Consider the following 16,210-nt stretch of genomic DNA (forward strand, 5'->3'; position numbering starts at 1 on the left):
CCTGTAGCCATTTCTATCACATCTTCATCCCATACATCTTCTCATCTAGCTCTTTCCAGTTGGGGATGTGTTTCGATAGTTCAGCCCAAAATTCTTTGGAGTGGCTTTTTATCTTGGTGTGAACCAGTTCGTGAACTATGAGGTAATCAATTAAACTAAAAGGTAATTTAATAGCGTCTAGGTTTATAATGATAGTGTTGGTTGGTGTACAACTTCCCCATCGCTTATCTAGTTTCCTGAATTTAACATCAGTGAAAGACAAGCCAGTAGTCCTCGACCATTTCTTGATTCGTGGTTTGATTTTCTCGATGGCTTTCTCTTTCTGATATGTTATAAAAGCCTCTTTTAGATAATGCTGAGTATTCAATGAAGTGGGTAAATGAAGTACAAATTTAGATTCGGTGAAATCGATTGTTATCTCCTTTAGCTTCTCGTTAATAATTAATTCGACATAATACTTTCTACCCAAATATTGAATGCGACTACCTGTAACGATGTCTTCTTCATTGATGAATTTAACAAGCTCCAGTTTATCCAGTATCCACTTGGCTTTTTTTAGAATGAGCTTATTGGCTTGTTCTAATGGGATAGCTTTACCCTTTAGAATAGCCCCTTCACCCTTCTGAACGGTGATATAGTGCGATTTCAACCCCTCTTTTTCAAGGAACGTATATTCGATGGTTTTATCACCATATTGAACGCTAGACATCTTTATTCTTAATTATAACATCTGACAATTCTTTGGCTTTAATTTTTGCTTCCTCACGGTCTATTTTAGCTGTTGTTAAATACCTCATTATCTTGTTTTGAATGTCTTTCTGTACTTGACCTTTTGCTTGCCAGCCAATGATATTTAACTCACCCTCAATTAGGTCAAATAAAGTCTTTGTAGCGTCTTCTGCATTCTCATCAAACAGAACCTTCATGGAGTTGTAAACGGCTCTCTGACGCTCTGTTTTAAAGCCTTTGTCTTCTCCTTCTTTTTGTTCCGCTATGATTTCGTCTTGTATGTCAGCATACGCTTTTAACAAGTCTAGTTGTGTGATGCGTTCCTCTTTCTTAAGTTTTAACAATTCATCTAACCGTTGTGCCAATGGCTTGTAAAAGTCAGGATTCTTATCTAATCCTACTTTGATGGTATGTTTTAGATTATTACGCAATTTTAACTCCTTGGTAGCTGGTGATGCGTTCATGATTTCTTCTTTGAACTTATCCTTATCAATAATTGAAATCGGTTCTGCTAATAAGCTTTCAATACCTTCAGACTTCAAGTGCTCATCAATCATTTCTTGGAGCATATTACTTTCATCTTTGGTAATCTTTAACTCATCGTCATCTGGAAAAGCATTTCTAGCTCGCAGTTTAATCTCATTGAATAGCTTGAAATCAGCTTGGTACTTCATCGCTTTTGTGTTTGGTAACACAATGTTGATTGACTTGTTAAAGTCCTTTAAAAACACCTTAAAATCATCTCGTTTGTTGATGGGTTCAATGAAACGGACTGCTGCATCTATATACTCATCACGTTGATAATTCCTATCAATTTTCATTGGTTTAAAGGAGTCAACCAACTTGGTGTGATTCATCTCCAACTTAGGAAATTCCTCGTTTATGTTCTTTAGAATATCATCAGGTCGTATGTCACCTGAAAAGATTTCTAATGCCTGAATCAAGTAAGCAGTGATACCATTATAATCAACTATAAAACCAGCACTTTTTCCTTTTCTGGAACGGTTAACCCTCGCAATAGCTTGAAGTAGATTATGTTCCTTAAGTGGCTTATCCAGATACAAACAAGAAGCTATTGGTGCATCCCATCCTGTAAGTAACATGTCTGACACAATAATGAATGCTGTGTTATCAAACTTCTTTTTACCTGATTTTTCAGTTTCGTTCTCATTACCAAATGGTAATTTAAAATTATCTGTCACTGTTTTTATATCCTCTGGAGGCACTACAAAAACGGATTTTTTATCGGTTGGGTTATTTCTATTCCATTCTAAAGTCTCAAAGTATTCTTTGGCAATTTTATCCGATTTAGGAGACCCAATACTCATCACTACCTTGGACTCGAAGTCATGATAACCATCTGCCTTTAATTGCTCGAAGGCCTGCTGGTATCTTAACGCATGTGGACGACCACTACACACTATCATAGCCTTATGCCCATCTGGGTATATCTTGTTTCTATAATTGTCAATTATATGCTTTGAAATATCATTGATACGTGCTTTAGAAAGTTGGTATTTTCTTAAGGCTTCTCGCTTTAACTTGTCTTTTTTCTCTTCTGATGCATCACCAAATTTTTCTTCGGACTCCTTATCTAATTCTTCTTTTTTGATACTTAGTAAAGCAATACCTTCATCATAAAGTAACTCTACTGTAGCACCATCAGCAACGGCTTCTGTAATGGTATATACATCTATATAATCACCACCATAGAACTCTCCTAGGGTTGATTTATCTTCTTTGGATATTGGTGTTCCTGTAAAGGCTATAAACTTAGCATTAGGTAAAACGGTTCTCATAAACGAGGCTAGGAACCCATAATGGCTTCGGTGGGCTTCATCTACTAGAATATACAGGTTTTCTTTTTTTGAGAGTTCCTCCAGTTCTATTTCTTCCCGTTCAATCTCAATCCATTTTCCTTTTTGTAGTTCTTTAGTTATCTTGATAAGTGTTTTGTCATTGATGTGTTTTTCAATCAACAAATTGCCTCGTTCTTCTATTTCTGTTTGGTCTGAAGATGCGGTTGCTTCTTTATCCGTTTCTTGGAACTTCTGTAGTGTAGTGGTAATAATACCACCATAATCATTTCGTAATAACTTATCAAGATGTACAACTGACGAAGCTTGATTTACATTCTTGAAACCTACGTTCTGGAATGTGGTTGTTATCTGTCTGTCTAGGTCTTTACGGTCAGTCATTATCATCACCGTAGGGTTATCAAATCCATATTCAGGAGCTTGTAGTTTACGGGTAACATAAGCCATTGTTAGTGATTTCCCTGAACCTTGTGTATGCCAAACAACTCCACCTTCACCAGCTTGTAAGCGTTCGATTGTTTTGTTGGTTGCTCTTATTTGTTGATACCTTGGTAATTTCTTTATGGTTCTGCCTTCATCTAATTCAAAAAGCACAAAGTGGCGTATGATGTCTACTACTTTGTCCTTAGTAAACAAGGTTTGAATCAGTTTATCTTGTTCTGTTAGTTTTGTTCCTATTACCTTTAAATCGTCTTTTTTACTGGTTTTAAAGACAGAGTAAAATTGTTGTGGTGAATTAATAGCTCCATACTTACCATTAATACCCCAAATGGCGACACATATTTGATTGAAATGAAATAGCTTCTCATTAAGGTCTTGGTATTCTTTTAAATCATTGTAACCAGAATCCCAAGCGTTAGGTGCTACAGGTGATTTACATTCGATAACTGAAATAGGTAAACCATTGATAAAAACAACCAAATCTGGTCTCGATTTTCTTCCTACTCGGTTGTGAAAACTCATTTGGTTCACCACCAAGAAATCATTATTATCAGGATGTAGATAATCTATATAATGTACTGCTTTATATTCTTCAACACCATTAATAACTTGTTTAACGGTAAAAGTTCCACCTCTGATAAGTTCCCATATCTTCTGGTTAATCTCCATAAGCGAAGCCCCATTTACAGAGGTGATTTCTGAATAGGCTTTATTAAGGTTGTTCTCGTTTATCCAAGGGTTTAACTTGTGGATAGCCTTAAGCAATCTATTTTTAAGAATTACCTCAGTAATGTCTTCACGCTCATCATCCTTACTGGCATCATAGTATTGATACCCCATTTGCTGGAATAGCTTTATGGCTGGTAATTCGCTGTGAATGTATTCAGGATTTTGACTCATGTTATTTAAGACAATTATTAATAATGTATTCCGTATGTACTTTATTCGCTACAGCAAAATCAAATAATTCTTGGGCTTTTGACTTACTATAATCATTCATCTTAGTTGGTAAAATCATCAGTAATGAATCAAAAGAATTAAAATCATTTTGTAAATGTGCTTTTGCAAACCACCAATGATTAAAAGAGTATTGATTAAACTCCGAGTTTACCTGCTTTCTATATTCACTTATTTTGTCATAATTTATCTTCTCATCTTCAAACCAAATTCCAAAAGTTTGTTTCTGTGATAATATTTCAAATAAAACCCGTACAGATTTATTTCTCCCATCGTATAAATAACATTTTGAAGTAGGGTGAAACACATCATTATCTAACACTACTTTAAAAGTCTCATCGCTATTTTTAACTAATTCATTAAGTTCTTTTTCAACACTTTTCCAAAACTGTGTTATCAACTTTTTTTTAACGCCATTAAAATGCCCGACTATTTCATGCGCTGATTTAAACTTATCTTCGGATGCAGTTAGAGTATCAAAAATTCTGTTTTCGTATTCGCTCATGTTAGAATGTTTTTATAATGCTTAAGTATTGTTTGGTAATGAATTTCACTTTTCGGGAATTTAATTGCTTTATGTAGGTCTTTAATATCTTTTTTATATCAGTGCGATAACTCATGTTAACCAGTACATCTACTTTTTTTAATCGTTTTCGTTCTACTTTATTAATTGATGTTTCGCTCGCTTTGTATCCGAATTTGGTTAAGTAAACCAAAAGAATATTATCATCATTATATCCTTCTTTTAGACAATGGTTATAATACCTTTCCAATTGTTGGTTTTGGTCTCCAGCGTTTATTTTGTTCTCAATAACGATTACAAATCGTTCTTTAAGACCAAAACTCTCAATAAAGATATCCAGCCGTCCGTCCTCAGTTGATTTTTCTTCTTTTACTCGAAGATTAGAAATGGTTAAATCTTTATAAAGATGCTTTTTACTTTCTGGAGCTATAGCATTGATAAACAAATTAAAAAACAACAATCCATGCGCATGTGACCCTTTTGGATTTAATAAATTAATTAAAAAAGGGGTATGTGTCTTAGTTTCTGCATGGCGAATGTTGAGTACTTGAAAAATATTATAACGTTCTGCTTTTTTTCGATTCCAGCGGTAATACTCCTTTCTCATGGCAGTATAGTCATCCAGAAGCGAACCGTATTTAGGGATATCCTCGGTAATGCGTTCTTGCTCGAAATTATTTTTTACCATTTCGTACTCACTTATTAAGGCTTCAATATTAGCTATGTCATTTTCCATAACTTTATATTTTTACCCTAATCTTCCCCGTTAACAATTGCTGCATTAAGCCTTGTTTTAGTTCTTGATAGTAGACTTTCTTTTCAGCTAAAACTTCTAATTTATTAGATGTTTCTTTTAAAAAAGCTCCAATGGTTAACTGTTCAGACAAAGGAAGAATTGGTATTTTAACTTTTTTTAAGCCTCCAATTGTTAACTGGGGTTGAGCACTACCACTTGTGATAAATTCAATCTGTGACTCAAAAACTGGACTTTTCATAAACTGATAAAGGAACTCGTGATTATATTTACTTGTATTATCTCTAAGAATTACCATTCCTGAATTTAATCGAATATGTTCAAAAGGGACTAAATCATCATAAAAAGCGATGTGTCCAACGCTTCCTCTTGTTGTTATTACAAAATCAAATCTTGAAAGCTTTCCTTTTCTTAAAAGCTTATCTCGTTTTTCATCAATAAACTGACATTCTTGAAACTTAAAGCCATTTTTAGTGACATTTTTTGCTGAAAGAAATAAGCAATGTCCTATGTTACTAAAATCAGTTGATTTAGGATAATTAGTTCCTCTATCTCCATCAATTAATTCTATTCCAATTGATTCCCAATCAACAACCTCCCAACTCTTAGGAATCTTCCCTAAAGGCGAATCTTTAAACTCGGTGTGACCAATGCCTTTGGTAAGCAAACGTTGCATTAAGCCTTTTTTGAGTTCTTGAGTTTGGGTAATTTGCTGGTCTATGATTTCAATTTTAGCATCTACCGTACTTAATATTTCGGCTATTTTTTGTTGTTCTGGGAGGGGTGGGAGTGGAAAATGATATTCTCTAAGTTTAGTCAAGTCTACACCTGTTTGCCCACCACTTCTTTGTGATAGGTTCTCAACAAAAGACCACACATCATATTGACTAATATAATAGAAAAGATATTCTCTCATCAATTGCTCTTCGTCAGGTATAGCTTTTAACAAAGCTACGTTGTATGCTCCTTCTAGACCTCTTAATATCTGAAATATTGGCGGTCCATATCGACCAATCATAATATCATTTTTCTTGCATTTTTTTCTTGCAAATTCTTCAGGAATATACGTAACATATTTATCAGATTTGTAATCTCTCGTTTGTATAAGTCTAACATAACCATCTTCTGCTTCAAACTTAAAAGTACTCCTAGGTGGTTGCGCACCACCTGAGAATTTCACAATATCTCCAAAAGAATAATCTTTCCAATCCGTTGGTAAATTTTTCATATCCCCAACTCCTTTAAAAATTCAGCCAACTTAGCATCAATCTCTGTCTCTTTCTTTTCTAAGGCATCCAATTTAACATGAACCGCTTTAATATCAACTTCCACTTCCGCTTCAGAAGTATCAATAAAACGAGAAATATTTAGATTGTAATCGTTTTCTGCTAATTCTGCTACGTCCACCACACGCATGTATTTATCTACATCGGTAGCACCATCATAAGCAGTTACTATTTTAGCAATATGTTCTGCTAATAACTCATTTTGGTTCTTACCTTCTTTATAATCGCTGCTGCCATCAATAATGGTTACTTTACCTTTCTGAGCTTCGGTTTTGTTTTTATTAATAATCCAAATGGAGGCTGGAATGCCAGTGTTATAGAACAACGCAGATGGTAAACCTACAATTCCTTCTACCAAGTCCGCTTCTAATAAACCTTTTCTAATCAAACCCTCAGCACCACTTCTAAACAACGTACCATGAGGCAATACTACACCAGCTTTACCGTCTTGTTTCAATACTGCAATCATGTGCTGCAAAAAGGCTAAATCAGCGTACCCTCTGGGAGGTACACCATATTGAAAACGTCCATAAGGGTCAGAAACTACTTTTTTATAATCAGGAGTTACTTTTTTCTCTTTACCAGCTTTATCCAGCTTTACTTCAATAGAGTTTTCTGCTGGAGTCCACCATCCATCCATCGAGAACGGAGGATTAGCAATCACTCTATCAAACAGCATTAAGTCGTTTTGGTCATTGCGGTGCTTTGGGTCAACTAAGGTGTCTCCTTTACGAATATCAGCATCACTAAAGTTATGAAGTAACATATTCAACTTACCAATTGCCCATGTACCAAGATTCTTTTCTTGTCCATAAAGCGATACATTAACATTGTTACCCACCTTACCATCAGGTAAATTAGCGACATAACGTGCTGATTCAATTAGCATACCACCAGAGCCACAAGTGGGGTCGTATATCTTCTGTTTTGGTTCAGGCTTAATCAATTGAACAATCAACTGAACCACACCTCTAGGCGTATAAAATTCTCCCCCTTTTTTACCAGCATCATCAGCAAACTGCTTGATTAAGTACTCATAAGCATCACCCAATAATTCATTTGAAGCTAAGTGTTCATTACGTAATGAATGTTGGTTAAAATGCCTTAATAAGCGTTGTAATAGCTCATCAGATAGCTTCTCTTTGTCTCCAAACTTAGTAGCGGTCATTACACCTTCAAGGCTTGTGTTTTCACGTTCAATAGCCGCAAATGCTTTATCTAGTGTAATACCTATGTTCTCGGTTTCCTTCTTGATGGTTTCCCAACGAGACTCTATAGGTAGTTGAAAATACGTTTCCTCTTCGGCATCCTGACGAGATACACCGTCACGCTTCATTATGGTTTCTACTTCTTCTTCAAACACATCATTGGAGCGCTTTAGGAACAGCAAGCCAAATATGTAATTCTTAAAGTCAGATGAATCGATACTTCCCCTAAGGATGTTAGCAGAATCCCATAGCCAGCTTTCGAGTGTGTCAAGTGTTAATTTCTTATCAGACATTGTATGTGTTAGTATATTTTATTTGAGTTTGCACTCTAGTTATAATTAATTAAAGGTTAAAAATAGGGTAAATATTTTCATTTTGCTGAAGATGACACAGAAAGAAATGTTTTTATATTTCAAGCTTCTAACTGATATTTTTGCATCTATTGATTCTTAAGGCTATACCTTTAATTTTCCATCTTTATAATTGTCCTTATTGATAGTTTTGTTGGTTGCAATATCAGTGAACGTTGTTTTACCATTACGTAAGCCGTTTTTGATTTTTCTAACTTCTTTGATGTTTTTATCAGTATCTAAAAACTCAAAATCACCAGAAAACAAAGTGCTATCTAGATTCAAGTACACTTCATCAATAACAGCATTACTACTATATTTCTCTTCTATTTTGACCTTTTGCTCATAATAATATTTTGTCCATGTATCAACCTTATTGTCTTTGTATAATTTTCCAGAAACAATAGGCTCATTATTTAATGTGGTAAGAAGATATTCACCATCTGGGTAAACTATATCTAAATGTACATCGTTCTTAGTTAGAAGTAAAAAATCTAAATCAAAAGACTCCTCATTTTTTATATCATTTTTTAACCAATAGACTTGTGACACTATTCCACTATCTACAAAGGTCGTTTTCTTGACTTTTAAATAGTAGTCTGTTCGTTGAATAATATCTAGTTGATATTTTTTGTCAAGGCTGATATTGTTATAGAGAGCAGCTTGTTTTAATTTACCACTTTCAAATTGTTTTATTCCTATGGGTTTGCCATTGTCGTTAAACTCGATGTATTCACCATCAAGTAAGCCATATTTATAATTAGTTTCTTTGTTTATTTTATTCCCCTGTCTATAAGAAAACCATTTACCCTCTTTTAAATCATCTTCATATTGCCCTTTTAAAACAATTTGATTTATTGAGTCTCTAATCTCATACATCCCATTTAGCTCGTCATCTTTATAGTAGGAAAGCAAATGAATTTTGCTAAATTTAATCTTAGAACATCCATCAATTTTATTACCATCATCGTCCACTTTGTCACAAGGGTACTGGACTTCTTCTCTTAAATAAAATTGTTCATATTTCCCATTTAATTTCCCATTTAAATAAGTCGCTTTTGTTTCTAGCTTTTTTGCAAACGGCTCAGGTTCTCCGTTTTCTTTAACATAATTTGGAGTGTAAAATTTCCATTCTCCACTTTCTTCATCATCACTATAATTCCCTTCAGCTGTTAAACTTGCTGATATATCATAATTTTTCCAGTAACCTGATTTTTTCCCATTGTTGTATTGACCTTGTTGAACTAATGTCAAATCAGCAATTTTTGTGTTAATAGTACCTCCAAAAAGAGATTTCATTGGGTCTAAAAATACTTCGTAACTACCATGAAGTTTATCGCTTTTATAATTACCCACGATAAGAGTATCACCTTTTACTTCTTGAAACTCACCTTCTTTAATCCCTTTTATATAATTTGTGTAAAATAAAGTTTTTTCTGTTTTTTCGTCCATAATGCTTGTTTTCCAAATTCCATTTTTCTCATCATCAACATACTGACCAAACTCTCTAAGCGATAGAGCTTTGGTCGAGTCATCGTAATAGTACGAATTAAATAGTCCATTCATTTTGTCATCGACTAAATAATAATCTACATTTTTTAAACCATCTGCATCGTACTCAATCACTTTTCCTAACATTGAACCATTGCTAAAACTTGCAGTCTTTTTGATAGTTCCGTTTTCATCATAAAATTTAACAGCTCCATTTATCTTTCCGTTTACTAAAGAGTATTCTAACTTAATAGTCCCATCATCATAATAATCGGTTTTCTTTCCATTACTTTCATCGTAGATTCCTGATTTTTTGATAAGTGTTATGTTGTAAGAAACTATGCTTCTATCTGACCAATCATCATCATTTCTTTTCGCATTTGTAATGATTAGCTTATATCCAGAGTTGGCATAGGTTGAAATTACTTTCTCATCTTCAATTTCACTGCCAACTACTTTAAATCCATTAGCAGTTAAGGAGTTTTGAATTAATAAATAAGAGGTTTTATTAAAAATAGAATAGGAGATTTTATTAGGATACCCATCAAAATTGAATAAATAGAACCATGCTTGCGCTTTGTCGCTATATTCCTCCTTGTTATATGACCAAGTTATTGTGCTGTAACTATCAGAGTCTCCTTTTGCGGAATTATAGTAAGTCCATCCTTTCACTAACATAAATTGATTTACATCTTGCCAATTTTTTTTATTACATAATGTGGACAAATCGGTTAAACTAAGTTTTTGTGCAGACAGTGTGGAACTAATAAATAGTGTTAATAGAATTAGAGCAATGATTTTTTTCATAATGTTTGTTTTTGTAAGTCTGGTAATTTCTAACCCGCCAAATTATTATTAGGTAATCTAATTGAAAAGTTATTTTTCTTTTAGTCGATAATCTAACTTTACAATAGTATAAAAATCTGAGAATTAATTTTTACGGTTTTCCTCATTATGGAGCTTTTTTATACTTTATTTGATATTATATATAGGAACAAAAAGCCGAATTTAGGCTTAATCTATGGGGATGCCAATACCCACTTTTGGTGATATTTCAATTATTAATAATAACTATAAAACATATTCCAAATGGAAAACGCAATCATGTTACACAATTTATCTCCAAAGGAATTGGAGATATTAATTAAAAAAATAGTTGAAGAGGTTCTTAATAATGCTCCAATTGATAATCCAGATGTGTTATTGACCAGACAAGAAGCTTGTTTACTGTTAAAAATTAACTTGACTAGTCTTTGGAAGTGGACTAAAAAAGGGAAAATTATTGCTTATGGAATAGGTAATAGAGTGTTATACAAAAAATCGGAGCTGATGAATAGCTTGGTTAGGATAAACTAAAAATTGACCATTTATTTGGCGTAGTTTACCGACATAAAAAAATCAAAGAACACGCACAGCATATCATATCTTTTAGCTTCAATATCATTAATTTACGAGCAAGGTAATTAATGTGAGGCTCCATTGTTACTAAACGTCAAATCGTTAGTAAAAACGTGTTATAATGCAGTCAAACAGGGATAACTTATATTAAAATATAAAAATTAACTTGTTTGTTTAAACTGAATTGCTTGTAATCCGTTATTCTATGGCACATTTTGGGAATACGTAACAGTAATGAATACGTGCTAACATACACCCAATTAGGTACATTTTGGTACCTAAAAATACAGAGTAATAAAAGTACAGTACATTTATGCAACATATATTTCGCTCAATTAAAATGGAAACCTAGTTCAGCTTATACCTTAAAGCATAATTATCTAAAGAAATACTCAATACTAACGTATTAATAATATGTGTGCTCATTATACAAAATTTAAGCATACCCTTTGTTTTCGTATAAGTTTCTCCATTGTGACAAAAATTTATTAATAGGTTGCGTCTTAGTTTATAATATAAATTTTAAGGTTAGATAACTTTTACCTTACCCGACCTTAAAAAAATTTAATGTCACGTGTAAGCTCTCAATGAGGAGCAATTTTGATGTTTACTACACTATATATAATTTGCACAAACATCAGTAATTAATCTGTTTACTTATCACTTACCCGTAATTAATATGTTAATTTTTTGTTAATTTTTATTTATACTTTTTAATGCATAAGTATGTCTTTGAAAATTGGGTTACTTGCTTAACAGGCATTTTCATTGAGAAACTACAACTGAAATACTTGTAGAATATTTGCACATTATTCTCAGTAAAACAACAAAATTGTTATATAATATTTATTTTTATATCATTGTAGTTGCTATATTCGTAATTTAATAATATATTTGTAGTGTTAATATGTTATAGCTCGCATCTAAACCTTTTCACTGATATAAAGTGTGATTAAATAAAGATTATTTATCTTTTGGATGAAATATCATAATTAGTTCGTTAGTCGATATAGACTGACTTATTTTTTAGGGTATTTTTTTTTATGTGGTTGTGAGCAAGATAAATAATCAAAATGTTAGTAATTTAAAATGGTCAAATTATGAAATAAGTATATAATATGCAGGTTTCTCTCAGCGGAACAAAACATTTAGCTATCCATGGGATAGTTTAGATGCGGTCTTAAGGGCTTTCCTTGTCTGGACAAGCTTTTTATCAATAAAAATATAACGGTCTTTAAAAAACGACCTCATTCATATGGGGTAGAAATCTATTGTCTAGACTTAAATAAAATATAAAGTAAACAACTAAATAAACAACATATGTAAAAAGCTATAAATCAAATTGTTAAACTATTAAATCGATGGAATAACACAATAAAGTAAGATTAAATTCAATAAAAATCATTTCAAGTCTGAAATGATAATCAGACAAATTTTATCGTAATACTAAATGCCTTTAATTAAGGTACAGGGATGACTTATGTCAAAAAATAAATTAAAATAAAAATGAAAAACACAGAAAAAAACGGTTATGAAAAATTGACCCAAGCAGAATTAAACGGAGTATATAGTATACTTAACGGCAAAATAACGGAACTAGATAGTATAAATTGGAGCTATAATTTCATGCAAGATATACTTGCTGGGATATCGGAAAATAAATCAGTAGGAATAGATGAATCACTTATTTTTAAAAAGCTTTTTTTGATGACTGATAGCCAGCTTGTGAATTTAATTATTGATGCAGATAATTTCTGGGGTACAGATAAAGCGTGTAATTACAAACAACTGAACAGGAAATCACCATCAGAAAAACTTTTAGAAATCTCAAATTTTAAAAAGGAGAGTCAAGCCCCATTAGAACGTGATTACAACGTAATGTCAGATTTAGAGTTTTTAATGATGTCGCAAACGATGGGGAATGATTTTATTGTCTTTGAAGTTGATTCAGATGATGGAATTCCACTTGCTAGATGGTCAGCTAATAAAGATAATTTTAATGTGCTACTAGACGCAATGGCTGTGAGTATCTTGAGTTTCGATGTTAAAAAATTGGAAGCAGTTAAAAAAGACGTATTCAAGCCCTAGCAAATCATAAGTCAATTAGTGGTCAGTTAAAAAACGTATTTCGGAATTAATTTTCAGCAATGGAGATTTATATGGGCTTGATATACTAGGTTGACAAATTAGCTTTCTTTTTTATAATAATATCTAATTCTGTCAAGTTGTTTATTTACTAATACATGCTGTTTTTCAGTACTTAACGTGATAATTACAATGAAATAGGTGATGACGATTTGTCATCATCAACAACATCCACCTACTAGATTTTTTTATTGAAAAACGAAGAATTTTCATCATTCACTTTGGCCTAACATCTTGTTTTTTTATATGGGATAGACTTTACATATCCTGTATAAAAATAACAAGTGGCAAATGAGTTAGTTAAAAGTGACTTACTTAAAATAAGGGTTTGTTCCAGCTTACGATTGGAACACCGATATCCCATAACCAAAAAAAAAAATACAATAACATATAATCCAATATACAAACATAAATGGAAATAATTAAAATTAAAGACTTTGTTAGCAATCATGAATATGCTAACAAAAAAATCACAAACTTTGATAACAATAAATTAGTTATTAAAGGTGACACTGGTATTGGCGGTACTACCTCAATTCTAAACATAACAGATAAGAATATAATTATTATCTCACCGATATCTGGGATGATAGCTGGCAAAGAGAACGATAGGCAATCACATCAAATGTTTATTTATCAAGGTTCTAAAGACAGATGGAATAACTACGAATATGAAATAAGAATAGGGAACAATATTGTACTGAATACTACACCTGAACAAATCATTGAGCTTAAGAAGCATAATCCTGGATTATATAATAGGATTATGGATATTCCATTTTTCGTGGATGAATCCCAAGTGTATTCAGAAAGTGATTATAGAGCCAGTATGCCCATTTTTTATAACATCCTTTTTAATGAGCACAGAGGACATTTTACGCTATCAACAGCAACACCATGTCATAACAATCTAGATATTCCTAAACACATTCTTGCAGAGATTGAAATTATTCATATTAGTCTTAGTGAAAAAAGAACTAAAAAAATAGGTATAACCCCACTACAGAATTACTGGAATTTTATTAAATCTAATTGTGAAAAAGGAATTAAAGTAGTTCTGTTTACAAATGATTTAACTAAGATAAAAAATATCATTAATCAAGATAATATTGGTTACAAATCACAACTCCTAGTTGGGGAAACTTTAGCCGTTAAGACTAGCGGTATAAAGACTAAGACATTTCAAGAATATGACTATTTAGTCAAATCTAAAATCGATGATAGTGCAGATATCTATATCCTGTCCACCAAATATTTAATTGGTTTCGATTTAAAATTTGATGCAGCTGTTGGTATTATTATGAATGAGCATTCGATTACAGACAGCTTTAATGTTAATCAAGTAGTGCAAGCTTATGGAAGAGTGAGAAAAAATGTTATTGAAGCCAAAATTTTTTATCACAGCAACACAGATATAAAAACAGATATTACTAAACTTGAGAAATCCATTGGAGATGTGGTATATAACAATGATTATTTAAAAAATATTCAGCCTTTTATTAATGAGATTAATCATGGTTTAAGCTATCCAAGGCTTTGCCTTACCGAATCTTTACGTAAATATGGTTTTACTGTAGAAGAGAACGAAGAAAGAGAGTCGATTCAAACATCAACAAGTGATTTCCGTACAAAATATAGAACTTTAATAAATCAGGAAGACCAAGATACATTTATTCTCAAAAAAGAGCTAATTGCGGTCTTAAATAAGATTAAAGGAGACGACCCATATTCCCATGGTTATACTCCAAAGGAATTGTTGTTATGGGCAACTGCATATATTGCTGTGCAAACACAATCGGAATTCTTATTGAACGCTGGTGCAGAACGGTACAGTAGACTACTATTAACCGTAAAAACATTTATAGACGTTAATGACCTTGCGTTTCCAGATAAAATGACTCGTATGGATAAGATTACTAAATTCAGGGTATCCCAACATGCAATGAATACAGCAATAAATACGGGTGCCATATGTAAAATAATAAAGACATCTACGATGGTTATAGTGAACAATAAAATTAAAAACATTGAGAACTTTGACGAAACTGAGTACACAAAAAACTCAAATCTATTCTACGATGATACTTTTTCGAAAGCTAAACACATCATCAATAGTTTATATAGTATCTATATGGTAAAAGAAGGATTATACGATGATGAGACCAAAAGGATTGTATATGGCCTCAGTATAGTTAGCTCCTGCATTATAACAGATTATATAAAGGCATTATCTACAATTTCAGGTAGAGATATTAATGATTTATTAGAAAATAATGAAAAAGAGCAATTGGAATTAATAGAAAAAAACTTTGTTAATTCATTGAAAGGAAAAAAAATATTTAATAATACCAACAGGACTATCACGCAAAAACTTAAGGAACGAGAGGGATACACCATTGCAGAAATAACGCAAATTATGGACAAAGCTCAAGCCATAAAAACCTCATTATTACTTTGTAAGCATGGATTACTTAACACTATTAAAATGAATACTTATAGTTTGGAGGCTCAGAATGAAAGACATAAGTATTACGTTTTATCGCTTCTCTCTCTTTCGGCCGCTGGACACACTTTTGGGTTTAAAACAACTAGTATAGACAATCGGGTGTTCAACTCAGTGACCAAGACAACTAGACAGTTAAGGCCGTATATACCTTATCAGCTTTTACAATTTGATATTAAAAGTGCATTTGCGTCATTTTTAGATACAATCGTTGGTAGCCAAATTTCGCAGGATGTATACCAAAACTTAATGAATAGGGAGCAAATAACAAGAGATGAAGCAAAAACTAAGTTTAATATGATGCTCAATGATAATACACGAAATGTTTTTGAAGCAAAGGCTTTCTTTAAAAATTGTGGTTATTCAAAAGAACAAGTTGAAAAAATCACTAATCTGACATCAAAAGAAAAAGGTAGCTTCTACAGAAAAATGACAAAGATGGAGGAAGAATTGATACGAACTTTTAAAGCTTTAAATGACTTAGATAATACAGCTATAAGATTACATGATGCTATATTTATCTATAACATACCTCGTAAGAAAAAAATAATTACTAAGGTTGGTGATTACGAATTTGAAATGAAGGAAATATAAAATAATAAAACCTA

General features: G+C 32.3%; 10 protein-coding genes. 3 read left to right on the forward strand and 7 right to left on the reverse strand.

Going from position 1 to position 16,210, the window contains the following annotated elements:
- Positions 1-16 precede the first annotated feature (16 nt).
- From AC4PRO_RS00310 to AC4PRO_RS00340, 7 genes are all read right to left on the reverse strand, one after another.
- Positions 17-709, reverse strand: a complete 693-nt coding sequence (locus AC4PRO_RS00310; protein WP_492115861.1) for a M48 family metallopeptidase — start codon at positions 707-709, stop codon at positions 17-19.
- Complete coding sequence (locus AC4PRO_RS00315) at positions 702-3,887, reverse strand: type I restriction endonuclease subunit R (protein WP_492115862.1); 3,186 nt, start codon at positions 3,885-3,887, stop codon at positions 702-704. Before AC4PRO_RS00315 ends, AC4PRO_RS00310 begins: the two co-directional genes overlap by 8 nt.
- A gap of 1 nt (position 3,888) precedes the next feature.
- On the reverse strand, positions 3,889-4,449 hold the full coding sequence (locus AC4PRO_RS00320; protein WP_492115863.1) for a hypothetical protein: 561 nt from the start codon (positions 4,447-4,449) through the stop codon (positions 3,889-3,891).
- 1 nt (position 4,450) lies between these two features.
- Positions 4,451-5,203 (reverse strand): PDDEXK-like family protein, encoded by a 753-nt coding sequence (locus tag AC4PRO_RS00325; RefSeq protein ID WP_492115864.1) that lies wholly within the window; start codon positions 5,201-5,203, stop codon positions 4,451-4,453.
- A gap of 4 nt (positions 5,204-5,207) precedes the next feature.
- The gene (locus tag AC4PRO_RS00330) at positions 5,208-6,449 is read right to left on the reverse strand and encodes a restriction endonuclease subunit S (protein ID WP_492115865.1); all 1,242 of its coding nucleotides are present in this window, start codon (positions 6,447-6,449) and stop codon (positions 5,208-5,210) included.
- The gene (locus tag AC4PRO_RS00335; RefSeq protein WP_492115866.1) at positions 6,446-8,008 is read right to left on the reverse strand and encodes a type I restriction-modification system subunit M; all 1,563 of its coding nucleotides are present in this window, start codon (positions 8,006-8,008) and stop codon (positions 6,446-6,448) included. Before AC4PRO_RS00335 ends, AC4PRO_RS00330 begins: the two co-directional genes overlap by 4 nt.
- Before the next feature lie 162 nt (positions 8,009-8,170).
- Positions 8,171-10,363: a toxin-antitoxin system YwqK family antitoxin gene (locus AC4PRO_RS00340; RefSeq protein ID WP_492115867.1), complete on the reverse strand. Its 2,193-nt coding sequence runs from the start codon at positions 10,361-10,363 to the stop codon at positions 8,171-8,173.
- Positions 10,364-10,645: 282 nt separating this feature from the next.
- Between AC4PRO_RS00340 and AC4PRO_RS00345 the strand changes: the two genes are divergently transcribed.
- From AC4PRO_RS00345 to AC4PRO_RS00355, 3 genes are all read left to right on the forward strand, one after another.
- A complete protein-coding gene (locus AC4PRO_RS00345) occupies positions 10,646-10,912 on the forward strand; it encodes a helix-turn-helix domain-containing protein (RefSeq protein ID WP_492115868.1) in 267 nt (88 codons plus the stop codon).
- Between the two features lie 1,548 nt (positions 10,913-12,460).
- On the forward strand, positions 12,461-13,042 hold the full coding sequence (locus AC4PRO_RS00350; RefSeq protein ID WP_492115869.1) for a hypothetical protein: 582 nt from the start codon (positions 12,461-12,463) through the stop codon (positions 13,040-13,042).
- Positions 13,043-13,511: 469 nt separating this feature from the next.
- Positions 13,512-16,196 carry a hypothetical protein gene (locus AC4PRO_RS00355; protein WP_492115870.1) on the forward strand — a complete coding sequence of 895 codons (2,685 nt, stop codon included), beginning with the start codon at positions 13,512-13,514 and terminating at the stop codon, positions 16,194-16,196.
- The last annotated feature ends 14 nt before the right edge of the window (positions 16,197-16,210 follow it).

This window comes from Flavobacterium sp. DW-iso2 (assembly GCF_058725285.1).